Genomic DNA, 23821 nt, shown 5'->3' with positions numbered 1-23821 from the left:
GAGCACTTCCTAGACCCGCCGTAAGAGAGGCGGCCGGGTTGTCCTCACTGATGCCCTCACGAGGGCTGCGCACGAGGCAGGAGGTTTGTTGCCTCGGAGGCAAGGAGGATTCATGAGCAGGTGTTGATCCTCCGCCACGTGAACAGCCCTCCCGCAGCCATGCTTGAAGCGAGTTCATGAAACGTATGCCCTGGGTCTGAGCTGGTCCAGATTCATCAGTGTCAGAAACGGAATGATGAGATGATTCGCCGAGCGATAAGGACCATGTGCGTGATCATCCTTCTGGGGGTTACGTCATCGGTTTCGGTTGCGGCTGTTTCCGAACCGTACGGGGTGGTCGACCCATTACCGCCACAACCGATCCCTCCGGCCCCTTCGCCGCAGCCCCAGCCGCTCCCCCCGTCTCCGATTCCTGCTCCGCAACCTGAACCATTGCCTCCTTCTCCCGTTCCACCTCCAAAACCCGAACCCATTCCACCCGCTGGCCCTCCGATTGAGCGATCGCCGTCGATTCCTAAATGAGATACGCGAGTAAGAGAAACCTGTCTTCCTCATTTCGCCACGCGACAGGTTGTCCCGCCTAGTCGTTACTGCGGTCGGATGCCGATATCGATGTGTCAAGGTTTGATCGACTCGTGCGTGGAGTTGGTTGCCATCAAGGAGCCGGTCACTATGAACCATGCGAGGTATCGATAAGTCGCCATCAGGACAAGCTCCGATACGCTCAAGTTATCCAGCAGCCCTAGGGATTCTGCGCGTTGGATCGACAAAGGATCGCTGATTGATTGTGCGTATCGGAGTACTGCGGTGTTCCACATATTACAGGTTGTCACGGTCGTTCTCGTCGGCGTCGCGATGGCGTTGTCACTCGCCCACGCGCTCGAGTTTCCCGGCAAGAGACGGCTGACGAAGGAGACGTATGAAGCTGTTCAGCCTGTCTATTATCCCGGGTTTACTATCGGCTCAGCCGTGGGCGAAGTCCCCGGGGGCCTGATGGCGATCGTCGTTCTTCTGTTGTTTACCCCGAAGGGCACATTGGAGTTTTGGCTCACCCTTGTGGCCTTGATGGGCTTGATCGGCATGCATACGGTGTACTGGATATTCACACATCCCATCAACAAGGTCTGGATCAAAAATGAACGTCTCGGGAAAGTGGGTTTCGGATTTTTCTCCTTCGGCAAACAAGGCTCTGAACTTCGGGAGATGGATTGGACCGAATTGCGCGATCGCTGGGAGTATTCGCATGTGGCGCGGGCCGTCTTGGCGATGGTCAGCTTCATTGCGCTCGTGACAGCGGTCGCACTGTAGATGACAGAACATGCACAGCTTCTTCTTTCTCGTCCGCAATACGCTGTGGATGATGACTGCATTGGTCATCCTCGCCATTGCGGTCCTGCTGATTTCTCTCGCCATACCCGTCACAGCATGGCGCACGGGCGAACTGCCGACGGAGCCGATTCCACTGTATCCGGCCAACTCCTTTGCCGCTCCGCCTATCCGCGTTTGGATCGATACCGATGCAGCCTGCGGACAAGGCCGACGCACCGATCCCGACGATTGTCTTGCGATTCTGCTGCTGGCCCAACAAGACACCGTTGACATCGTCGGCGTGTCCACCGTCTTCGGCAATGCATCCCTTCGTGAAACAGACCGCACGACTCGCAATCTGATACGTCTGCTTGAGAAAGGCAGACCACGTACGATCCCGGTATACCGGGGAGCGTCCGAACCTCTGCGGCAGGGAGGATCGATTTCAACAATTCCTCACCGGGAGGCGCATGACGCATTGCGCAAGGCTTTTGAGGAAGAATCCCTCGTCATAGTCGCCCTCGGCCCCCTGACGAACGTCGCAATCGCCTTGAAGGACCGGCCTCAGCTGCAAGCCAACGTGACGCGGCTCATCGCCGTCATGGGCCGCCGCGAAGGCCATGTCTTTCATCCGGTCGAAGGAGGCACCGCGCATTCATTCCTCGGTCATGGTCCCGTGTTCCGGGATTTCAACTTTACGGGAGATGAAGCGGCCGCCACGCTTGTGGTTAGCATGGGATTGCCGATGACGTTGATCCCCTACGAGGCCGCTCGGAACGTGACGGTGGATCCTGCTATTCTCGACCACCTGGCGGATCGCGGAGGAGCAGCGGAATGGGTGGCCCGGCAAGCTCGACCGTGGCTTACCTACTGGCGAGGAGACATTGGGCGTAACGGATTCTATCCTTTTGATCTTATCGCCGCAGCCTATGTGGTGGACCCTTCATTATTGCGTTGTACCGATGCCCCTATCGTCGTCGAGGATGATGAATGGGTCTTTGGATGGCTTGGATACCAGGGTCTCTTCATCATACCTGACCAACAAATTCGAACACACACCTATGCCACAGGCGCGGCGCTGTACTGCCCGGAGGTGTCGGAACAATTCGAAGAACGAGTCCTTGCACAAGGGTCGCTGTTGTCGCCCCATGAAAAGTCCATGCACTCGGGACAACCGGTGGCAGTTCGATGAGCGAACAAATGCGGTTGACCATGCTGTGTGCTCGGGACGGTGAAGCGGCCGCTAAAGTATGGGCACGATCGACCGTCCAACTCTATCGGCAGTCGATGGAGAACCCTGCACATTTTGCTTCACAGCTGGACTGGAAAGCACGCTTTGAACACAGCATGCGTGAGCTGGCAACGTTCGCAGAGCATGGATAAGAACATCTCCCAGAGTTCGATCAAGAAGAGCGAGTTCAAAACCGTGCCGGCGGATGACTATAGAAAAATAAGTGGCGTCTCGAAACCCCATGGACGCGTAGGGCACGAAGCGGGAACGAGAGCAGGTATCCACATTCTCTGAATCCAAAGGACAATCTATGACCAAGAATACAATTGCCAAGAACACGATCTGCTTGTGGTACGACAAGGATGCGGAGGCTGCTGCGCGTTTCTACGCCTCGACCTTTCCCGACAGCGCCGTGGGCAAAATCTACCGCGCTCCGAGCGATAACCCCTCCACCAAGGCGGGCGAGGTAATAATGGTGGAGTTCACCGTCGCCGGCATTCCCTGTATCGGTCTCAATGGCGGTCCCGCCTTCCAGCATAATGAAGCCTTCTCATTTCAGATCGCGACCGACGATCAGGCGGAGACCGACCGCTACTGGAACGCCATTGTGAGTAATGGCGGTGAAGAAAGTGAGTGCGGATGGTGCAAGGACAAGTGGGGCATATCCTGGCAGATCACCCCACGCGTGCTGATGGAGGCGATGGCGGCAGGTGGCGATGAGGCCAAACGTGCGTTCGATGCGATGATGACCATGCAAAAGATCAACGTTGCCGCCATTGAAGCGGCGCGGCGCGGGAGGGGCGCAAAGAGCACAGGGTCGAGCTGACCGGATATCAATTGCGGTGAAGAAATGAAATGAAAAAAGTTATTACCGGTGCAATGGTGTCGCTGGAAGGTGTGATGCAGGCGCCGTGCGGCCGGGATGGAGACACGATCGACGGCTTTGTGGAAATGGAGTGCTATGTCGCGCACGCGAATTTCCTGATCGCGCGCAAGGCGGATCGGCGGCTGTCGAAGCGCTTGACCCGTCGAAGGTTTCCTCCTTCAACCTCAAGTTCCTGGCTTACTGATTGGATCGCTACTGATCGGAAGGCCGGAGAAAGAGTGGGTGCAAGATGGATCGTTTATGGGCTGTTACTCGATGGAGTCCTGTGATCATGGGAGTGCTCGCCCTGCTGTTCTTCAGCCGTCCCGTACAGGCAGAACTGTATATTGCAGGTCAAATTGGAGCGCACATGCCTCATGACGCCAGCAACGTGACGTGGGGTGGAGTCGGCGATCAAGTCGGCGGGAGTGACCTCGCGCTGCAAAACTCCCTGATGTATGGAGCGAAACTCGGATATTATTTTGATCAGGTGAAGTTTGGGAGGTTCAATCTGGGCCTAGAAACCGAGGTATTCAATGCCACGCCTCATCTTAAGCAGCAAGGAACAACTATAGGAGGCACCACCACTACGCTGTCAGGGCTGACCAATCGTGTCTTGACATGGGCACCGGTGGTCGTCTTAGTCCGTTATCAAGCAGGGGCGTTCGAACCCTATGCCGGAGTGGGGCTCGGTTTGTTCTTTTCCCACCTTGCAACCGGCGGCTATTCCGATACCCGCACACATGTAGGACTGAACACCCAAGCCGGGATTCGGTATCGCGTGAATCAAAACCTCTCACTGTTCACGGAGTGGAAATACAATTACGCGAATATCGAACACCTCACTATCGCGGGAAGTCCACTTTCCATGTCCTATGACTATAACGTGCACATCGTTGCCGGTGGCATCGGCTATCATTTTTGATCGATCAGCAACGGCTCTCGATTCCCATGTGGATCGGGAGCTGTCCGATGCAGTCTCTCTGTCTACTGTCGTGACGGAGGTCGGTGGCGGGCGGTTTCTGAGACTGCCCCTGTGGGAAACCGCCGAAGACATGCACGAAGCTCGTGAGGCGCTCGATCCCCTCGTCGACCGTCTCTTAAATCCGTTGATGACAGCTCCGTCCAAATTGCTCGGAACCGGACGTGTCGTTGTTAACGATCTGGTTTCAAGCCTCGGGAATCCTGAACGAAAGACAGATCATGTCTTTCCACGCGATCACATTCACCTCTCTAGGCACTTCCCGAGCTGTATTGGCGACTCTTCGTGAAGAAGATCATGCGATGAAGCAATAATATTATTCATGCGAGTAGCCATCGAATGGGGGAAACAACCCGAAACATGAAGCATCGTACGATGTTGCTTGACGGAATGAGTATCTTTTACAGGGAAGCCGGATCAGAAAATGCACCCGCGGTGTTGCTTCCGCACGGGTATCCTTGCTCCTCGTTTCAGTTCCGTAATTTCATACCCGCGCTCGCCGACCATTGGCACTTGGTAGCGCCCGACTTTCCGGGTTGCGGCTACAGTGACACGCCCAATGACTTCGCTTATGACTTCAACGGATATGCCGACTTCCTCAATCGGTTCACAACCCAATTGGGTATGCGACGCTACGTGCTCTATCTGCACGACTTCGGGTCGCAAATCGGTCTTCGTCTCTCGATCAAGGCACCAGAGCGCACGGTCGCACTGATCATTCAGAATGGTGATATCTACGAAGATGAACTCGGGCCGAAGTACAAGACGCTGAAGGAGTATTGGGCGAACCCCACATCAGAGGGCCGAGCTGAGCTCGCAGAAGCAGTCTGCGAAGCGGGATTCAGAGAAGAGTTTCTGAACGATGTCCGTGGCGAGCTGGCCGAACGCATCTCCCCGGATCTTTGGAAGCTCCATTGGTCGTTGATGACGCCGAAGCGGTGTGCGATCGCCGTCGACTTGATCGCTGGGCTGAAGGAGAACCTTGCTTGGTTTCCCAGGTATCAAGCCTATCTGCGCGAGCGTCGGCCGCCGACGCTCATCGTGTGGGGTCCACAGGACGGTTATATGCCCGAAGGCGCGGCGCGGGCGTATCTCCGGGACCTTCCGAATGCGGAACTGCATCTGCTCGACGGCGGACACTGGGCCTTGGAGACAAACTGCCACGAGATCGTGTCGCTTGTGCGAGAATTTCTTGTGCGCGTACCTGAATGAATCAGGACGATGAGTGCTTCACGATCCGCTGATGAACGGGTAGGAAGTTGCCGGTCTTCAAACCGTGGCTTGAACTTCGTGCAAAGATTTCATCGGATGAGGTAACCATGACCATCGAACTCAATCACACAATCGTGCCCGCACATGACAAGGACAAGTCGGCGCGCTTCTTTGCCGACATCTTCGGACTCAGGTACGAGGGTTCATCGGGGCACTTCGCTCCCGTGCAGGTGAACGACAGACTGATCCTCGATTTCGATGAAGACGATTCGTTTGAGCCTCATCACTACGCGTTCCACGTCAGTGATGACGAATTCGACGTCATTTTTCAACGAGTGCAGCAGGCGGGTTTGTCGTATGGCAGCCATCCATGGGATGCAGAGAACCAAAAGCTCAATGATTGGAACGGTGGCCGGGGTGTTTATTTCCGAGATCCGAATGGGCACCTCTTCGAATTGCTGACACGACGTTAGGTTCTGGCAGGCACAATTTTATTCGGAGGTCTAACCTGTCACGTCAATTCGATCATGTCGATCTGCGGGTACGCGACCTCGCGGAGGCGCGTCCGTTTTATGACCGGCAGCTGCCTGCGCTCGGTTTCACGCGCAATGTTTCGATTCCAGGCTGGCATACCTATGAAACGGAAGACTCCGACGGCGCGGCAGAATTCTTCGGAGTGACCGAATCGCCCTCCCGTGCGGCCAATGAATCCCGCGTCGCGTTTTGGGTGGACCGTAGAGAACAAGTCGATCGGTTGGCGGCGATCGTCAGACAGGCTGGAGCCAGAAATATCGAAGGGCCGCTCCATGAGGAGCCGCAGTACTATGCCGTCTTCTTTGAAGATCCGAGCGGCAATCGCCTGGAAATCTGTTATCGCAAGAGACCATGAAGCGCATGACTACACCGAAAGGAGAAACATGATGGCGACCAAAGTCAATCCAATTCCCGACGGCTATCACACTGTGACCCCCGTCCTCACTGTTCAAGGAGCGGCGAAGTTGATCGACTTTGTAAAGCAAGCGTTCGATGCGAAGGAAACATATCGCCTCGATGGGCCGAACGGCACGGTGATGCACGCCGAAGTGAAAATAGGCGACTCAATGGTGATGGTCGGCGAGGCCACAGACCAATGGAAACCGATGCCGGCGACGGTGGCGCTGTATGTTGAAGATACAGACGGGTGGTACCGGCGGGCGCTGCAAGCCGGAGCCTCTTCCGTCCGAGAACCGAGCGATCAATTCTATGGAGATCGCAGCGCGGGCGTCAAAGATTTTGCCGGCAACCATTGGTGGATTCACACGCATATCGAAGATGTGCCGCCGGAAGAGATCAAAAAACGCGCTGACGTGTGGATGAAGCAGCAGAAGGGGCGCTGAAAGAGATACGGTAATAACGTGGCCCGCATGTAACAAAACGATGGACCATCCATATTCGGCACGAACGCTCATTGCACTCGTGACTGTTCTTTCACTCTCCGGCTGCATCCATACCGCTCCCTTTCGGGACGACCGAGGACGCATCATTCCAGGAAGCATTGCTATCATGGAGACGGTTGCCATCGGCGGCATCCCGCAACAGGTCTGGTTTCGCGGCATCGATACGCATAATCCGGCATTACTGATCTTGCACGGAGGGCCAGGCGCCAGCGAGGCGGCGCTCTTTCGCGCCTTCAACTCGGAACTGGAGCGGCACTTTTTGGTGGTGAACTGGGAGCAGCGCGGCACGGGACGCTCCTTCCATCGTGATATTCCTCCGGATTCCATGACCCTCGCCCAGTTCCTCCGCGACCTGGACGAGGTGGTCGAGTTGATCAAAACACGATTCAATAAACGATGCGTCGTCCTTCTTGGCCACTCCTGGGGCAGCGCTGTCGGGACGATCTATGCGTTTCACCATCCGGAGAAGGTTGCGGCCTATGTCGGGATCGGGCAGGCCGCCAATATGCCGGAAGGTGAACGATTGTCTTATGATTATGCGTGGACACAGGCGGTGGCTCACGGCAATAGAGAAGCACTGGACGCGCTGCGAAAGATTGGGCCGCCTCCGCACAGGGTTGACGACATGTTGATTTCACGTCACTGGGTAGAACACTTCGGCGGCTCATTCCATGCCGATCTTTCCATGGGCAAGCTGATTTGGGCGGCGCTGACCACCGACGAAGCCAGTCTCGTCGATCTGATTCTGTTCGGGCGGGGTAATCGCTTCTCGCTGGAGCACCTCTGGCGGGAGTTCTCTCGGCTTGACCTCAGGATCTATAAGACCTTCAAGATGCCCTTGTTCTTTCTGCTCGGACGCTATGACCGGCAGGTGCCTGCGACGCTCGCCGCTTCCTACTTTCAGACCATCGAGGCTCCGTACAAACGATTGATCTGGTTCGAACAGTCTGCGCACAATCCGCCGTTCGAGGAAGCCGAGACATTCAACAGAGTCATGATCGACAATGTCCTTCCAATGGCATTGGGATCCAAGGCCTGCATGACCAGCTCAGAGGAGCCAGAAGCAACTATGGATGGAACAAGAGTTACAGGTATGAGAAGGATCGAGCTGGAGGTCGGTTGATGAGCCACGCCCTGAAAGGCAAAGTCGCGTTGGTGGCAGGTGCCACACGAGGAGCGGGACGCGGCATCGCCATCGAACTGGGCGCGGCCGGCGCCACGGTGTACTGCACGGGCCGAACGACTCGCACCCAATCATCCGAGATGAAACGCCCTGAAACCATCGAAGAAACTGCCGAGCTCGTGCGGCAGGTCGGTGGAACGGGCATCGCCGTCCAGGTCGATCATCTTGTCCCGGAACAGGTAAAGGGACTCATGACTCGTGTGGAGCGCGAGCAGGGCCGTCTGGATATCCTCATCAATGACGTGTGGGGATCGGATCTCTTGATCGAATGGGACAAACCGGTGTGGGAACATTCGCTGGACAAGGGCCTCCGCATGCTGCGGCTCGCCGTCGATACGCATCTCATCACCAGCCACTTCGCGCTATCACTTTTGATTAAACGTCCGGGCGGACTGGTTGTCGAAATGACGGACGGCACGGCTGACTACAACCGACCTAATTATCGTGTCTCGATGTTCTACGACCTCGCCAAGGCTTCGCTCATTCGCATGGCCTGGGCGCAGGCGCATGAGCTGAAGCCTTATCACTGTACCGCTGTGGCCATGACTCCAGGCTGGTTGCGCTCCGAGTTGATGCTGGATATCTACGGCGTGACGGAAGCCAACTGGCGCGACGCCTGCATCAACCAACCGCACTTCGTGATCAGCGAATCGCCTCGGTACGTTGGGCGGGCCGTTGCGCATCTGGCCGGCGATCCCGACATGGCGCGCTGGAGCGGCCAATCACTCTCCAGCGGCCAACTTGCCAAGCTGTATGGCTTTACCGATCTGGACGGCTCGCAACCAGACTGTTGGCGCTACTTTCATGAAGTGCATGATGTCGGCAAACCGGCCGATGCGACAGGATACCGGTAACATTATTGATGGAGGTCTTACTCTCAGTATGAAGAGAAGGACCATTCGAGCATGCCGGTCATATCGCTGCACACGCTCCAGAAAGAACTTCCCCCTCCACTTGTGCCGGTGAACGACCAAGAACTTTTCCTTGGATAGTCAATCCTCCAGTCTGAACGTCCCTCCCCGGCAACCTCGTGTGAAAATCCCTCAACCAGCATTCTGTATCCATGAGCGGTTAGGACATCACAGCGATGTGACGGACACCGACCGGTGCGCTTCACCGACGGTATGACGCGCCACTGCTTGACGGAGCATACAGGAAACTGGTAGTACGTAACTAGTTTCCTAAGTATCACCGGAGTGTCCCATGCCTTCCAAGAAGTCCGAGTCGAAGCGCGCACTCCCTGATCGCTCCCCCGCTCAGCGGGTCATTCAGGCCGCACGCCGGCAATTCTTCGCGCATGGATTTCGAACCGTCAGCATGGATGACCTCGCGGCCGAACTTGGGATGAGCAAGAAGACCTTATATGCGCACTTCCCCGGTAAACAGAAGCTCGTACAGGCGGTCCTCTTCGCGAAGGCGGAGGAAATCGAAACGGACCTATCTCAACTGAGCCGCGCCGATGTATCGACCGTCGAGTCGTCGCTGCATCGCTTGCTCGAATGCCTGCAGCGACATACGGCTGAGATTCAGCCGGCATTCGTGCGAGACATCGCCCGCGAGACACCGGAGCTGTTTCAACTGATCGAACACCGTCGCCGAGAGCTGATCAGCCGGCACTTCGGCGCCCTTTTCGAGAAGGGCCGAAAGGCCGGGATGATCCGGAGCGATATTCCCACCCATCTCATCATCGAAATCTTATTGGGCGCTGTCCAGGCGATCATGAATCCACCGAAGTTGACGGCACTGGGTCTCACCGTTGAAACCGGCTATTCGTCCATTATTCGCGTGATTTTGGAAGGGGTATTGAAGCACGGAGCGAGGGTATCGGCATGACGGTCGGCAGTCACTCCATGAGACGTCCGATGACGGGCCTTGCCGTTGCGTTCACGGCGGCACTCTTCATGGGCTGTGAACCGTCTGCCTCCGATCAGGTCCAAGGATATGTGGAAGGGGAATATGTTTACGTCGCATCCCCCTATGCCGGAGCCCTGCGCTCCTTGTCGGTACGGCGCGGCACCCAGGTGGACACCGGCGATCCGTTGTTTGCACTGGAGCAAGTCTCGGAGAAAGCCCTCAGAGATGAAGCGGAGCGGAAATTGAGCCAAGCACGGGCCAATCTTGACGATGCGAAGAAGGGCAAGCGTCCCTCTGAAATCGAATCGCTCAAGGCGCAACTGAAACAGGCGCAGACGGCGTTGCGGCTCTCGCTCCGAGAGGTGGGCCGCCAGGAGGGCCTCAGGGCGGTCCCTGGCGCAGCCGTGGAGTTGGAAGTGGATCGAGCGCGCTCCGCCCGTGACCAGAATCAGCAACGAGTCGCGCAACTGCAAGCGGAGCTCACCACGGCATTGCTCGGTTCTCGTGCCGATCAGGTGGCGGCCGCTGAAGCCGAAGTTCGAGCCAGGGAAGCGGCGTTGGCAAAAGCCGAATGGGAACTGGCGCAGAAACGGCAGGTCGCGCCGAAATCCGGATTCGTGTTCGACACGCTTTACCGAGAGGGAGAATGGGTGCCGGCGGGACGTCCCGTCGTCGTACTGCTGCCGCCGGACCATATCAAAGTCCGTACATTCGTGTCCGAGAGGAAACTCGGCACGGTGAAACTCGGAGATCCCGTGCAGGTGGAGGTGGACGGAGTCCACGGCTCTTTCCACGGAACGGTGAGTTACATCTCGCCGCGGGCGGAATATACGCCGCCGGTCATCTACAGTCGGGACAACCGAGAGAAGCTGGTCTTCATGATTGAAATCCTGTTCGAGCCGGGCATTGCATCGAATCTGCATCCGGGCCAACCGGTGGATGTGCGGTTCAACGGAGCCCCATGACACAGACGATCAAGGAGGACGATCTCGCCATCGACGTGCGCGACATGACCAAGCGTTTCGGGACACGGACCGTCGTCGATCGCATCGGACTGCAAGTGCGGCGCGGGGAGATCTACGGATTTCTCGGGCCGAACGGCAGCGGGAAGACCACCTTCATCCGCATGCTCTGCGGTCTTTTGCGGGCGGATGGAGGCAGCGGCACCTGTTTGGGGTACGACGTCATCACCGAAAGCGACGCGATCAAGGCTTCGGTCGGCTACATGACGCAACGGTTCAGTTACTACGAAGACCTGAGTATCGCCGAAAATTTGGACTTCGTCGCCCGCATGTTCAGGATCGACCATCGGCGCGAGGCCGTCGGGCAGAGTCTCGAGCGGCTCGGCTTAGCGGGTCGAAGGACCCAGCTTGCAGGGCAGCTTTCCGGAGGCTGGAAGCAACGGCTGGCACTGGCCGCCTGCCTGATCCACCAGCCGCAATTGCTGCTGCTCGACGAGCCGACGGCTGGAGTCGATCCGAAAGCCCGGCGGGAGTTTTGGGAACAGATCCATGCACTCGCGGCTGAGGGCCTGACGTTTCTGATCACCACCCATTACATGGACGAAGCGGAGCGCTGCCATCGGCTGGCCTATATCGCCTATGGCAAGCTGTTGGCAAACGGCACCGTCCCGGAAGTGATCGACCAAGCCCGGCTCACCACCTGGTCGGTCAGCGGACCGAACCTCCATCAGCTGGCGATGGAATTGCGTCGACAGCCGGGCGTGCAACAGGCGGTAGCCTTCGGCGATCGTTTGCATGTCAGTGGGGACGATCCCACGACCCTTGAGGCGACCATTGCCCCGTTTCGTCGAGCTCCCTACGAATGGCATCGCGTCGGCACCGGTCTGGAAGACGTGTTCATCCATCTGATGCATCGCTCATCGGATAATTTTGCGTCATGACTCACCGGCGAATCTTTTCACTCTCCCGCTTCTGGGCAATCGTCGTCAAAGAGTTCATCCAAATGGGGCGCGACCGCGTCACGTTCGGCATGATGATCGGGATCCCCCTGATTCAGCTCATCCTGTTCGGGCTCGCCATCAATGCCGATCCCAAACATCTCCCCACGGCGGTGCTCCTGGCCGATCATGGCCCCCAGGGACGAACCCTGCTCCAAGCCATCAAGAACAGCGCCTATTTCGAGTTCGTCCGACAGGTCACGAGCGAGCGGGAAGCCGAAGAGGTCCTGGCGCGCGGAGACGTGCAGTTCGTCCTCACCATTCCCCAAAACTTCTCACGCGATGTCCTGCGAGGCGACAGACCGGCCATCGTAGTCGAAGCCGATGCGACCGACCCGGCGTCCACCAGCAACGCCATCGGCTCGCTGCGGGTGTTGATGACCAGTGTGCTGCAACAGGATCTCAAAGGACCGCTGGCGTTTCTCGCCGGTGAGCCGCCCCCCATCGATCTGCGGATTCATGCGCGGTACAACCCTGAGGCGATCACCCAGTACAACATCGTGCCGGGTCTGATGGGCGTGGTCCTCACGATGACGATGGTCATGATCACGGGTTTGGCGATTACGCGGGAGCGTGAGCGGGGCACGATGGAAAACCTCCTCTCGATGCCGACGCGTCCGTTCGAGGTCATGATCGGCAAGGTCTTGCCCTACATCCTCGTCGGCTACATTCAAGTCTTATTGATCCTGCTGGCGGCACACTTCCTTTTCCATGTTCCGATCTACGGCAATATTCCCATGCTGATGGTGGCCGCGCTCGTCTTCATTATCGCGAATTTGGCCATGGGTATCACCTTCTCCACCCTGGCGCAGAACCAACTGCAGGCCGTGCAGCTGTCCTTCTTTTTCTTTTTGCCGTCCCTCCTGCTCTCCGGATTCATGTTCCCCTTTCGCGGCATGCCTTACTGGGCTCAAACGATCGGTGAAGTCCTGCCCTTGACGCACTTTTTACGCATCGTGCGGGGCATCATGCTGAAAGGCAACGGCCTCCACGAGGTCCTGCTGCAACTTTGGCAGATTATTCTGTTCGCCGTGGTCGCACTTGCCGTCGGCGTGAAGCGGTATCGGCAGACACTGGATTAAGGCCGACCGCTTGTGGCGACGCAGCGGCTTCATGAAATATTTCGCGGACATCGGCTGACGGAATCGGCAAGACATTGTTTCCCCAGTGACTCGTACGGATAGCTGTCGATTTTCATAATGTCGAACGACTATCCTACGACAAACAGCAACATCAACCCGAATCCCATCACTCACAAGGAGGTCACCATGCGTATCACATCGTTAGCCATCACCGTCTTAGGCATCGCGCTCACTGTCTCTCCGGGCTTCGCAAAAGAGAAGAAGCATCAAAAGGCGATGGATCCTCAAGAGATGATGGAAGTCTGGAAGAAACTGGCCCAACCAGGCGAGCCGCACAAGCTGTTCGAGAGCTTGGCCGGTAGTTGGACAACCCAAACGAAGGAATGGATGGAGCCGGGCAAACCTCCGACGGAATCGACCGGCACGGCGGAGATGAAGATGTTACTCGACGGACGGTTCCTCTATCAGGAATACAACGGGCAAATGATGGGGCAGCCGTTCAACGGCATCGGCATCGATGGCTACGATAATCTGACCAAGAAATATGTCACGGCCTGGATGGATACGATGGGGACCGGCATCTTCTTCATGGAAGGCACGGCAAGCGCGGACGGCAAAACCATCACCTTGCGAGGCTCCCATCCGGAGCCGGGCGGCGGCAAGATGACGCACCGCGCGGTCTGGAAGATCACCGACGCCGACAATCATACGTTCGAGATGTATGGATCCCACGGAAAGGAAAAAGAAGCGAAGTTCCTGGAGATCGTCTATACCAGAAAACAATAATCGGACCCCAATAACATAGCCGGCTGCGAGGAATCTAATACAAGGGTGCCGTGGTGTACCTGTCGCTTGTGGGCTGAATCCTGCGCGCCCTTCGAGCCCTTGTCGATTTCCTTCCCGTTGCACGACTAACTTACGAACCGGTTGACGGTTGACCACGAAAGTCGGCCATCACATGAAAGGAGTCATGCCGATGAGCAGCGTTCGAATATTGGTTGGAACGAGGAAGGGCGCCTTCATTCTCACATCGGACGGCAAGCGCAAACAGTGGACGGTACAAGGTCCCCACTTCGGTGGATGGGAGCTGTACCACCTCAAGGGCTCGCCGGTGGATCCGAATCGATTGTACGCCTCGCAAACCAGCAGTTGGTTTGGCCAAGTGATTCAACGATCGGATGACGGCGGGAAGACATGGAATCCGCCAGGGACGAAACCCGAGGACCTCATGGGTGAAGACGGTATGCCGAAGGGCGAGAGCAACATGTTCCTCTACGACAGCACCGCCGAAACCGGCCGGCCGCTCACCACACACCAGCATTACGACGGGTCGCAACGGCCGTGGGAATTCAAGCGGGTGTGGCACCTCGAACCGTCATTGAACGACCCGAACACGGTATACGCGGGCGTCGAAGATGCGGCAATCTTCAAATCGATCGACGGCGGCAAGACGTGGAAAGAGCTGGCAGGACTGCGGGGTGCCAAAGGCCAACTTTGGCAACCGGGCGCCGGCGGCATGTGTCTCCACACGATCGTGCTAAACAAGGAGAATCCGGATCGGATCTTCGTGGCCATCTCAGCCGCCGGCACGTTTCGCAGCGACGATGCAGGCCGGACATGGCGCCCTGTGAACAAAGGCTTGAAATCCCAGTATGAGCTCCCCGATCCGGATGCCGAAGTCGGACACTGTGTCCACTGCATCACGATGCATCCGTCGCGTCCGAACGTGCTGTTCATGCAGAAACACTGGGACGTGTTGCGAAGCGACGATGGCGGTGAGTCCTGGCACGAGATCAGCGGAAACTTGCCGAGCGATTTCGGATTTCCGGTTGCCGTCCATGCCCACGACCCGAACACGGTCTACGTGGTGCCGATCAAGAGCGACTCCGAACATTACCCCCCCGAGGGCAAATTACGCGTGTACCGCAGCAAAGTCGGCGGACACGAATGGGAGGCGCTGACGAAAGGACTCCCGCAAGAGAATTGCTATGTGAACATCTTGCGTGACGCGATGGCCGTCGATCAGCTGGATCCTTGCGGCATCTATTTTGGCACGACTGGCGGGCAAATCTATGGTTCGGCCAACGGGGGTGACAGCTGGGAGCCGATCGTGCGGGATCTACCGGCGGTGCTTTCCGTCGAAGCCCAAACACTGTCCGCTTGAAGCTCATCTTGTTGGCGTAAGAGTCCCGAGTTGCGGGTCTCGAGTTACGACGTCGAAACTCGAACCATCAAGTATCCGAAAGCGCCTTATGATACGTGTCATCCTGCCCCAACACTTGCGGACTCTGGCTCGCGTCGATGGTGAAGTGACGCTGGATATCGCTGGCCCCATAACCCAACAGTCGGTGCTCGACGCGCTCGAGATTCGCTATCCCATGCTGCGTGGAACCATCCGTGATCATACGACCCACAAACGGCGCCCCTTCATCCGGTTCTTTGCATGTGAGCAGGATCTCTCCCATGAACCAGTGGATCAGCCGTTGCCTGACGCGGTCGCCGATGGGTCGGAGCCGTTGCTGATCGTGGGCGCCATGGCTGGCGGATAGTCGGACGAAAGCTTGTGGCTGATAGCTTATAGCCAATAGCCGGCCCGCGTCACTCTGTACCACAATAGAACGCTCGGGAAATTGCGGGTAGCATCACGTGAGTTGATGTGGTAGCGTGAAAATATCCAAACAAACTTAGTCTGGAACGATCGCCTGCCTGCGCACATCTGTTCGCGACCCTTTCCAGTCTATTCACGAACCACTTCTCACAGGAGGTACCTATGAGACGACCATATGTATTTCAGTCCCTCTGCGGTTGGTGCGCAGTTCTCTTCCTTTTCGCTGCCTGTGCCTCAGCGGGAGACGCCAAGAAAGGAGCATCAGCTATGACGGTTTCGAACGGGAAACAGGTCACGTTGGAATACACCATGAAGTTGGACGATCAATCGGTCGTGGATACCAATGTAGGAGGAGAGCCGTTAAAAGTCATGCAAGGACGCCATGAGATCATCCCTGGGCTGGAGAAGGCGCTGGAGGGCATGACGGCAGGAGAGAAAAAGAATGTCACCGTGGCTCCGGCGGAAGCCTACGGCTCCGTTGATCCGAAGGCGTTTCAAGAAGTGGACAAGAACATGGTTCCGTCCAATGCTCGAAAGGTCGGAACGCAATTAGAGGGGAAAACCTCCGATGGCCGTACGGTATTTCCGCGGATTTCAGAAGTGAAGAATGAGACGGTCGTGCTCGACTTCAACCATCCGCTGGCCGGGAAAACACTTCACTTCGACGTCAAGGTCTTGGACGTCGCGCAAGCTTCGTCCAAGTGATCCTCTCTTCCCGTGCGGGGCGGGGAAACCGTCCCGCACGAGTCGCGCAATGCTCACACCGTTCGATACCTCTAAGCTCATATGTCCGTTCTTCTTCGACTACACGATCAAATCCACGGTTGACTGCAACGTTCAGCATTCGACTTGTTCAAGACGGCATAACCGTGCTTCATGACACGGCGGGAGCCTTGCCATCTGCTCCCTTCTTTTCCTTGAACACTTGAGTGATGTAAGACTCCACCTCTTCACGGCTGAGTTCCTCTACCCGAGTGGCAAAGGACGGATAGGCCTGAATATGGGTTTGATCGGCGTAGCTTCCGCTCAACTGCAGGAAATGCCAGCCTTCGCTTTTGAGCAATTCGGTCATCCGCCGGTAGTGCCGCCATCGTTCGCCGTAGCGAAAAAATTCCTCCACCGCAGCGCTCAAGGCGACTACGAGACTGACCACGAATGTAAGGAGCTTGATTACAGGCTCCGTGTCATCACTGACATTTAGGCTGACCAGCGCCGGCACGATGACGCCGCCGATGATCGTCGCCAAACGTAGTCTGCGATACCACCACACCGACTCCTTCGCCTTCCCATCCATCCACATGACCAGCTCCAACCACCGCGCCCGCATGAATTCTTTGTTCAGTTCCGGCAAGTCCAGGGACGCGATGAGTTTGTCCATCTCGGCCCGCATGTGTTTTTCATCAGTCGTCTTATCCATCGTATTCATGGGCTCCTCCGCTGAATTGTTCATGACGAGAATGAGACCTCATGGTTCTCCCAATCTTGGTTGCGACGGGCAAAGACCACATGGCATGCTGATGCAACCTGCTCGTCTGCATGAGCGAATCGCAGATTGCAGCCGGCTCCATCAACGCCTCCTTCACGCCGAGAGAAGAGGCTTGTCTCGCTCCTGGTCTTCGGCGTTACGCCAACACCTGGCTGACCCATCTCCTTATACCTCTGCGTTTCCGCAATCCCAGTTGCCCATGCGAACACGATTGCATCTCGTGTCTACAGATGGCACAAACCCATGAACGAGCGGAGGAACAGCTGCATTGCATACGCAGGGAGCGCGGCGATGAGGGTGTGTCGCCATGATGGAATATCAAACGAGATACAACTGTATCCGTACAGATACCATAAGTAGGGAGGGTCGCGGTACCGGAAGTTATAGGACCTTACTTGGCTTTCCTCACCACCAAGATCCCATCGCGGATGGTAACGAGCACGGACGTCACACGCGGATCGGCTGCGACCGTACGATTCAGTTCCTGAATCGCGGCAGTGGAGACATCGGGCGGCGGCTGTTTCAAGACGTCGCCGCTCCACAACACGTTGTCGATCAAGATCACGCCATTCGGCGACAGCAGGTCCAGTGCACACCGGTAATAGTTCAGATAATTTGTCTTGTCGGCATCGATGAAGATGAGATCGAACGGGCCGAGGAGTGTCCTTATCGTGTCGAGCGCCGGTCCCATTCGAATGCTGATTTTCTTTCCGAATCCGCCTTGCGAGATGTAGCGCCGAGCCAATACCGCGGGCTTTTCGTCGATCTCACACGTGACCACCGTTCCGTCTTCCGGTAGGGCTTCCGCGAAACAAAGAGCACTGTAGCCGGTGAACATTCCGATTTCGAGCACCCGCTTCGCCCCCACGAGCTGCGTCATCATCTTCAAGAACGCCCCTTCCAGGGGACCCACCAACATTTGCGAGTGCTCCATGGTCCGCTGGGTCTCTTCGCGCAGCGCGCGACGGACCGACGACTCCGGCATGGAGTGAATCTCCGCGTACGCTTCGATCTCGGCAGGAACCAACGGTTTCATCGGACCGCTTTCGGTGGTTTGAAAAAACCTCCGCCTCTGCGTACACTGCAGGCATGCGACTTTCGCCACGGCCGATCTTAGCACAATGCGAATGACAAGGAGGCCTGCTTGAAGACACTTGCCACGTTGGAACCTCTCACGACCAGACTGCTGGAAATTCAACGGATCAATAGCGCCGCCTCAGTCCTCTCGTGGGATCAAGAGACCTATATGCCGGCCGGAGGAGGAGAAGCGAGGGCGGAACAAATCGCGGTGCTTCAGGGCATCGCCCATCAAAAGCTGGTTTCACCGGAAGTACAGTCGCTCCTGTCTCAATGGGTCGATCCCTCGACCGGCCAGGCGGCCGATCAACCCGGCGAGACGTGGGACGAGTCGTCACGCTCCCTGTTGCGCGAGGTGTGGCGGGATTTCAGCCGCGCGAAGAAGCTGCCTTCGGAGTTCGTCGTGAAGCTCAGTCGCGAATGTTCGCTGGCCCAACAGGTGTGGGCTGAAGCGAAAGAACACGATACATTCAAGAAGTTTCTGCCGAACCTCCGGACCGTGCTGCAGCTCAAGCGAGAAGAAGCTCAGTATCTCGGGTATCAGGATTCGCCGTACAACGCACTGTTGGACGTCTATGAACCGGGCTCGACCATTGCGAATCTTCAACCGGTGTTTGCCGCGCTCAAGACACGTCTCGTGCCGGTGCTGAAACGTATCACTGAAAGCCGCGTTCAAATCGACGACGGCATTCTGCACCACTCGTACGAGCAGGCTCGGCAACTCGAGTTCGGCCGAATGGTCTTGGTCGCAATGGGGTATGATTTCGAGCGCGGTCGGCTGGATCTCTCAGCCCATCCCTTCACCACGTCGTTTCACCCGACCGATGTGCGTGTGACGACCCGCGTCCATGAACACGAATTACAATCCTGTCTCTTCAGCTGCATTCACGAAGGCGGGCATGGCCTGTATGACCAGGGGTTGGATCAACGGTATTTCGGTACCCCATTGGGCGACTCGGTCTCGTTGGGCATCCAGGAAAGCCAATCACGGCTCTGGGAAAATTGTGTCGGCCGCTCGCGATCGTTTTGGCGGTTTTTCTACCCGATCTTACAACAGACCTTTCACCACCAGCTGCGCGGCGTGACGGTCGATCAATTCTATGCCGCGATCAACCGCGTGAAACCGTCGTTGATCCGAGTGGAAGCCGACGAACTGACCTACAACCTCCATATCATGCTCCGGTTCGAGATCGAGCAAGCGCTCATGGAAAACAGGATCCAGCCCGAGGATCTGCCGGTGATCTGGAATCAAAAGATGAAGGACTACTTGGGAATCGTTCCGACCTCCGATGCGGAAGGAGTTCTGCAGGATGTCCACTGGTCATTCGGCGCATTCGGTTATTTCCCCACCTATACGTTGGGCAACCTCTACTCCGTGCAATTCTTCGAGCAGGCCAAGCTGGAAATTCCGCAGTTGGAAGATGAGATTGCAGCCGGTCGATTGATGGCCTTGCGCCGGTGGCTGGAGCAGAAAATTCACCGGTGGGGCCGCATGTTCACGCCGGACCATCTGGCGCAACGCGTGACGGGCTCGACCGTCAGTCCCGAGCCCTTTCTCAACTACGTGGAAAAGAAGTACGGCGAGCTCTACCAGCTCTGAGCATCGATGACCGGACGATTGTCATACCCCATCACGCTGTTGAGTTGTTTCACGACGGCCGGAGCCAGCGTAAATTCCGCCTGTGTCTCGATCCGATGCGGCACGAGCAGCGTGGTATGGAACACAATGTCGCGGATGGGGATCTTGAGCTCGGGGTCTTGCGGCGTGCTCAACCGAACCGATTCAACGGAGTTCGTGATGGTACCGCTGTCCTGCGCTCCGTAGACGGAGAGGACAGCGTCTAGGATGTCCTTCACCCTCTCGTTGACTTCCACCCCTTCGATCGCGTTCAGCAGCAAGGGGATCGCTTCGTCCTTTGCCTGATCCGATACCGCGAAGTTTTCGACCCGCCCTTTTCGACGGAGAGAGGTCAAATCGTTGTCCAAATCCTTGCTGAAGGCTCCATACGCGAATCGAAAGAATTCGAAATGAAACGCCTTCAGACCCTTGGCAAAGACTTGGAGTTCGCAGAGGAAACAGAGTTGCTGCAGCTTGACGTCGCTCAACGGACCATGGGGTTCAGCTTGCTGCAGCACATACAAGAGCAGAGCACGATCAATGGTAATCTGGCCGGGCGTTCTCAATGGCTCCTCATGTATAATGAAGCCTCCACTATAGAGAGTCAGGAAAGCAGCCGTCAAAGGCGACCTGACAAATAGTGGCATCGACACTCTTGACCAGCCGCTCAATTTCGTTTTTAATCCCGGCCAGGAAGGCTTGTCCGACCACCATGTCCAAACATGCCAAAGAAATGGGACTCTTGAAGGAGCACCTGGGGAAACACCAGCTGAAATTTACACGTCAGCGCGAATTGATCCTCGACGCATTTCTCAAGCAGGAACACATCACGGCCGAAGAGATGTACCACCAGTTGGCCCGTAAAGATCCGCACTTGGGGTTGGCAACCATTTACCGCACGCTCAATCTTTTTTGTGAAGCCGGTCTCGCGCAGGCCCGACACTTCGGCACGCAAACCCAGTACGACAACGTCTCGCACAAGGGCCATCACGATCATCTCATCTGCACCGGCTGCGGAAAGATCGTGGAGTTCGAAAACTGTGACATCGAGCGACTCCAAGAGGAGGTCGCCTCACGGAACGGCTTTATCATCCAAACCCATCGCCTCGAACTGTACGGACTCTGCTCCCGCTGTCGTCATTGACCCCTGCCGAGTTTTTTGGTATCCTTTTTGATACGGTTTATCAATTTCAACTCTCCCACCACGGTACATAACTAGAAGGGCAACTATGTCTATGTTCTCCCGAGGCTCCTTTCGCGCTACAAATGTGGTCTTTCGCCATACGCCGCTGAGTATTTCGGTCGTGTCCCTCCTGATGCTCTGCTGGTTGGCTCTACCGACTGTCGTGTCAGCAGCGGACAAATTGACCGTCTATTCCGGCCGAGCCGAGCGGCTGATCAAGCCGGTCCTTGATGCCTTCACGGCCAAGACCGGTATTCAAATTGAATTGCTCTCGTCCGGCACCACAGAATTGGTAAACCGGATAAAAGCCGAAGGAGACCGCAGTCCGGCCGATGTTTTCATTACCAACGACGCCGGCAGCTTGGAAATGGTCCGCGCCGCGGGACTCTTTCGTCCATTGAACATGCGGGAAGTCGAACGCGCGATTCCCGCCCAATTTCGCGCCGCGGACAACAGTTGGATCGGTCTTTCCGGACGGTTTTGGGTCATCGTATACAACACGACGATGGTCAAACCCGACCAGGTCAAATCGCTGCTGGACTTGGCGGATCCGACGTGGAAAGACAAGATCGCCATTCCCAATGCCGGCAGCGAATATTTGCAGGCAGGCGTCTCGGTGATCCGGGCGAGCCTCGGCGACGATCACACCAAGAAATTCCTGGAGGGCCTTCGAGACAATGCCGGCACGCAGGTCTACCAAAAAAGCTCGCAGATCGTCGACGCCGTCGCCAAGGGGCAGGTCGCCATGGGGATCGTGAATCACTATTACGTCTACCGGCACCTCGCCGCACAGCCGGCCGCCCCGCTGGCGGTGTTGATGCCCGATCAACAGGAAGGAGGCATGGGCTCCATCATGAACGTCGCCGGCATCGGCATCCTGAAACACACCCCCCGCGTGGAAAACGCCAAATTACTCGTGGAATTTCTCGTGGCGCAGGCCGGCCAGAAGATGTTCGCCGATCTCGACAAGGAGTACCCGCTCCACCCCGAAGTGAAGGCCGACCCGGCACTGGTCGAACGAAAGAGCTTCCGCGCGGCGTTAGTCCCGTTGACCAAGCTCGCCGAGCTCAGAGAACCCACACTGCTGCTCATCGAGCAAGTGGGGATGCGGTAACGCCGTGAGCCCCCTGTGATTGCCGTCCGTCGACCAACCGTTTCTCCACTCCAGCTTGCCGCCCTGGCCAGCGCGTCGCTGATCCTGCTGCCCCTGGGTTACGTCACCGTCCTCGCGTTGTCGGCGGATCTCTCGGTGTGGCATCGTCTCTGGACCACTCGAATCCCGGAATTGCTGTGGAATACGGTGTCCTTGGCCGGTGCCGTGGCACTGCTGACACTTATGCTCGGTGTAACGACCGCCTGGATGGTCACACGGTTTGAGTTCCCCGGCCGCCGACTGTGGGAAGTGGGGCTTGTCCTGCCCTTGGCCATGCCGACGTATGTCTTGGCCTATGTCTACAACTATCTCCTGGGGTTCGGCGGCCCGATGGAACAGCTGTGGCAGATGATCGCCGGACCTCAAGCCAGGATTCTCTCACCTCAAAGTTTCTGGGGCGTTACCATGGTGATGGCGCTCGACACGTTCCCCTTCGTCTATTTGCTCACACGCAGCGCGCTCCTGACGTTCAACGTGTCGTTCGAGGAAGTGGCCCGCACGTGCGGGGCGTCATCCCTTCGGAGAATGTTGTTCGTCACCCTTCCGTTGCTACGCCCGTCCATCGTCGCAGGCCTCGCCCTGGTCATTCTGTACGTCGTTTCCGATTTCGGAGCCGTGTCGCTGTTGCGCTACCAAACGCTGACCTATGCCGTGTTTCAGCAAATGACCGGACGGTCCGACAACCAGGCCGCGAGTATCCTGAGTATTCTGTTGGTGCTCCTGGCGCTCCTGTTTTTGTTGACCGAACGATGGTTTCGTCGACAAAGCCGGTTCTACCAGACCACCGGGCGTTTTCGAGCACCGCAACGAATCCAGTGCAGTTGGGCGCAGACTTCCGCTCTGACCATCTGCTTGACCATCGTGGTCGGCCTGGCCTTCGGAATCCCAACCTATCTGTTGATGACATGGAGCCTGTCCGCGGAGGCCCAGGCCATCCTCGACGCCCGCTTCTTTGGCTTCGTTTGGAACAGTGTCTTGTTGTCGACTCTGGCCGCCACGGCCGGCGTGTTCATCGGACTGCCCCTCGCCTACCTCGCCAGTCGAAAACCGACCTGGCTCAATATCGGTTGTCTGCAAGCCGCCTATGCAGGCTATGTGTTGCCGGGACCGGTCGCAGCGCTCGCGGTCTTGGTCCTCTTCCTCAACGCCCTGCCGTTCCTGTACGGTACGGTGATCGTCTTGATCGTGGCCTATGTCCTGCATTTTCTTCCCGCCGGTCTCCAATCGCTCGAACCGTCGATTCAACAAATCACCCCCAATCTCGAAGAGGTGGCCCGCACGCTGGGGCTCACCGTTCGGGAAACCTGGCGTCGCGTGACGCTGCCGCTCATTCGCAACGGGGTCATCGTGGCGTGGGTGCTGATGTTTTTGCAGACCATGAAAGAGCTTCCGGCCACGTTGCTGTTGCGGCCGGTGGGATTTGACACCTTGGCGATTCGTGTCTGGCTGGAAGCGAGCGAAGAGTATTACCGACTGGCCGCTCCGTCCGCGTTATTGATCGTGCTCGTCGGCTTACCGGCGCTGGTCTTGTTGCTGTCCCGGGATTGGAGGGCGGCGTAAAGATCATGAACGCACCGTCACGC

General features: G+C 57.1%; 29 protein-coding genes and 1 pseudogene. 25 read left to right on the top strand and 5 right to left on the bottom strand.

Features of this window, described 5'->3' with window-relative positions; translation table 11 throughout:
* Window positions 1–289 precede the first annotated feature (289 nt).
* Together A4E19_19360 and A4E19_19355 are read right to left on the bottom strand one after the other, a co-directional pair.
* Window positions 290–478, bottom strand: coding sequence for a hypothetical protein (locus tag A4E19_19360; GenBank protein OQW33922.1), 189 nt, complete (start codon window positions 476–478; stop codon window positions 290–292).
* 139 nt (window positions 479–617) lie between these two features.
* A complete protein-coding gene (locus A4E19_19355; protein OQW33921.1) occupies window positions 618–818 on the bottom strand; it encodes a hypothetical protein in 201 nt (66 codons plus the stop codon).
* A 37-nt stretch (window positions 819–855) separates the two neighbouring features.
* Between A4E19_19355 and A4E19_19350 the strand changes: the two genes are divergently transcribed.
* The 21 genes and pseudogenes from A4E19_19350 (at window position 856) to A4E19_19250 (ending at window position 16426) form a co-directional block, all read left to right on the top strand.
* Complete coding sequence (locus tag A4E19_19350) at window positions 856–1308, top strand: hypothetical protein (GenBank protein OQW33931.1); 453 nt, start codon at window positions 856–858, stop codon at window positions 1306–1308.
* 10 nt (window positions 1309–1318) lie between these two features.
* Window positions 1319–2500: a hypothetical protein gene (locus A4E19_19345; protein OQW33920.1), complete on the top strand. Its 1182-nt coding sequence runs from the start codon at window positions 1319–1321 to the stop codon at window positions 2498–2500.
* Window positions 2501–2508: 8 nt separating this feature from the next.
* Window positions 2509–2691 (top strand): hypothetical protein, encoded by a 183-nt coding sequence (locus tag A4E19_19340; GenBank protein ID OQW33919.1) that lies wholly within the window; start codon window positions 2509–2511, stop codon window positions 2689–2691.
* Between the two features lie 173 nt (window positions 2692–2864).
* Entirely contained in the window at window positions 2865–3365 is a 501-nt protein-coding gene (locus tag A4E19_19335; GenBank protein ID OQW33930.1) for a hypothetical protein, read from the top strand.
* A gap of 53 nt (window positions 3366–3418) precedes the next feature.
* Window positions 3419–3694 (top strand): hypothetical protein, encoded by a 276-nt coding sequence (locus A4E19_19330; GenBank protein OQW33918.1) that lies wholly within the window; start codon window positions 3419–3421, stop codon window positions 3692–3694.
* A gap of 2 nt (window positions 3695–3696) precedes the next feature.
* Window positions 3697–4329, top strand: a complete 633-nt coding sequence (locus A4E19_19325) for a hypothetical protein (protein OQW33917.1) — start codon at window positions 3697–3699, stop codon at window positions 4327–4329.
* A gap of 28 nt (window positions 4330–4357) precedes the next feature.
* Entirely contained in the window at window positions 4358–4675 is a 318-nt protein-coding gene (locus A4E19_19320; protein ID OQW33916.1) for a hypothetical protein, read from the top strand.
* A 50-nt stretch (window positions 4676–4725) separates the two neighbouring features.
* A complete protein-coding gene (locus A4E19_19315; GenBank protein OQW33915.1) occupies window positions 4726–5598 on the top strand; it encodes a hydrolase in 873 nt (290 codons plus the stop codon).
* 107 nt (window positions 5599–5705) lie between these two features.
* Window positions 5706–6071: a bleomycin resistance protein gene (locus tag A4E19_19310; GenBank protein ID OQW33929.1), complete on the top strand. Its 366-nt coding sequence runs from the start codon at window positions 5706–5708 to the stop codon at window positions 6069–6071.
* A gap of 35 nt (window positions 6072–6106) precedes the next feature.
* Window positions 6107–6487: a glyoxalase gene (locus tag A4E19_19305; protein ID OQW33928.1), complete on the top strand. Its 381-nt coding sequence runs from the start codon at window positions 6107–6109 to the stop codon at window positions 6485–6487.
* A 31-nt stretch (window positions 6488–6518) separates the two neighbouring features.
* Window positions 6519–6974 (top strand): glyoxalase, encoded by a 456-nt coding sequence (locus tag A4E19_19300; protein OQW33914.1) that lies wholly within the window; start codon window positions 6519–6521, stop codon window positions 6972–6974.
* A gap of 40 nt (window positions 6975–7014) precedes the next feature.
* Window positions 7015–8061, top strand: a pseudogene (locus A4E19_19295) (alpha/beta hydrolase).
* A gap of 95 nt (window positions 8062–8156) precedes the next feature.
* Window positions 8157–9071, top strand: coding sequence for a short-chain dehydrogenase (locus tag A4E19_19290; protein OQW33913.1), 915 nt, complete (start codon window positions 8157–8159; stop codon window positions 9069–9071).
* Between the two features lie 349 nt (window positions 9072–9420).
* A complete protein-coding gene (locus A4E19_19285) occupies window positions 9421–10050 on the top strand; it encodes a hypothetical protein (GenBank protein OQW33912.1) in 630 nt (209 codons plus the stop codon).
* 17 nt (window positions 10051–10067) lie between these two features.
* Entirely contained in the window at window positions 10068–11036 is a 969-nt protein-coding gene (locus tag A4E19_19280) for a secretion protein HlyD (protein OQW33927.1), read from the top strand.
* A complete protein-coding gene (locus A4E19_19275; protein ID OQW33911.1) occupies window positions 11033–11974 on the top strand; it encodes a multidrug ABC transporter ATP-binding protein in 942 nt (313 codons plus the stop codon). Before A4E19_19280 ends, A4E19_19275 begins: the two co-directional genes overlap by 4 nt.
* Window positions 11971–13113 carry a mannose-1-phosphate guanyltransferase gene (locus A4E19_19270; GenBank protein OQW33910.1) on the top strand — a complete coding sequence of 381 codons (1143 nt, stop codon included), beginning with the start codon at window positions 11971–11973 and terminating at the stop codon, window positions 13111–13113. Before A4E19_19275 ends, A4E19_19270 begins: the two co-directional genes overlap by 4 nt.
* A gap of 276 nt (window positions 13114–13389) precedes the next feature.
* On the top strand, window positions 13390–13899 hold the full coding sequence (locus tag A4E19_19265; protein ID OQW33926.1) for a hypothetical protein: 510 nt from the start codon (window positions 13390–13392) through the stop codon (window positions 13897–13899).
* 190 nt (window positions 13900–14089) lie between these two features.
* Window positions 14090–15277 carry a hypothetical protein gene (locus A4E19_19260; protein OQW33909.1) on the top strand — a complete coding sequence of 396 codons (1188 nt, stop codon included), beginning with the start codon at window positions 14090–14092 and terminating at the stop codon, window positions 15275–15277.
* 88 nt (window positions 15278–15365) lie between these two features.
* Window positions 15366–15662 carry a hypothetical protein gene (locus tag A4E19_19255; protein OQW33908.1) on the top strand — a complete coding sequence of 99 codons (297 nt, stop codon included), beginning with the start codon at window positions 15366–15368 and terminating at the stop codon, window positions 15660–15662.
* 326 nt (window positions 15663–15988) lie between these two features.
* The gene (locus tag A4E19_19250) at window positions 15989–16426 is read left to right on the top strand and encodes a hypothetical protein (GenBank protein ID OQW33907.1); all 438 of its coding nucleotides are present in this window, start codon (window positions 15989–15991) and stop codon (window positions 16424–16426) included.
* Between the two features lie 169 nt (window positions 16427–16595).
* Here A4E19_19250 and A4E19_19245 read toward each other — a convergent pair whose 3' ends face one another.
* Window positions 16596–17138: a hypothetical protein gene (locus A4E19_19245; protein OQW33906.1), complete on the bottom strand. Its 543-nt coding sequence runs from the start codon at window positions 17136–17138 to the stop codon at window positions 16596–16598.
* A 460-nt stretch (window positions 17139–17598) separates the two neighbouring features.
* A complete protein-coding gene (locus A4E19_19240; protein ID OQW33905.1) occupies window positions 17599–18243 on the bottom strand; it encodes a methyltransferase in 645 nt (214 codons plus the stop codon).
* 108 nt (window positions 18244–18351) lie between these two features.
* Here A4E19_19240 and A4E19_19235 point away from each other — a divergent pair, with 108 nt between their 5' ends.
* Window positions 18352–19884, top strand: a complete 1533-nt coding sequence (locus A4E19_19235) for a carboxypeptidase (protein OQW33904.1) — start codon at window positions 18352–18354, stop codon at window positions 19882–19884.
* Here the strand turns inward: A4E19_19235 and A4E19_19230 are convergent.
* Window positions 19872–20468, bottom strand: a complete 597-nt coding sequence (locus A4E19_19230; GenBank protein ID OQW33903.1) for a hypothetical protein — start codon at window positions 20466–20468, stop codon at window positions 19872–19874. The two genes, A4E19_19235 and A4E19_19230, sit on opposite strands and share 13 nt — an antisense overlap.
* 146 nt (window positions 20469–20614) lie before the next feature.
* Here A4E19_19230 and A4E19_19225 point away from each other — a divergent pair, with 146 nt between their 5' ends.
* From A4E19_19225 to A4E19_19215, 3 genes are all read left to right on the top strand, one after another.
* Window positions 20615–21046, top strand: coding sequence for a transcriptional repressor (locus A4E19_19225; GenBank protein OQW33902.1), 432 nt, complete (start codon window positions 20615–20617; stop codon window positions 21044–21046).
* A 172-nt stretch (window positions 21047–21218) separates the two neighbouring features.
* Window positions 21219–22199 (top strand): iron ABC transporter substrate-binding protein, encoded by a 981-nt coding sequence (locus A4E19_19220; GenBank protein OQW33925.1) that lies wholly within the window; start codon window positions 21219–21221, stop codon window positions 22197–22199.
* 15 nt (window positions 22200–22214) lie between these two features.
* The gene (locus A4E19_19215; GenBank protein ID OQW33901.1) at window positions 22215–23798 is read left to right on the top strand and encodes an iron ABC transporter permease; all 1584 of its coding nucleotides are present in this window, start codon (window positions 22215–22217) and stop codon (window positions 23796–23798) included.
* Window positions 23799–23821: the final 23 nt, after the last annotated feature.

It is taken from the genome of Nitrospira sp. SG-bin1 (assembly GCA_002083365.1).
Taxonomy (GTDB): Bacteria; Nitrospirota; Nitrospiria; order Nitrospirales; family Nitrospiraceae; genus Nitrospira_D.
Note: the sequence above shows the minus strand (reverse complement) of the source record. Positions and strands in the feature narration are given on the sequence as shown.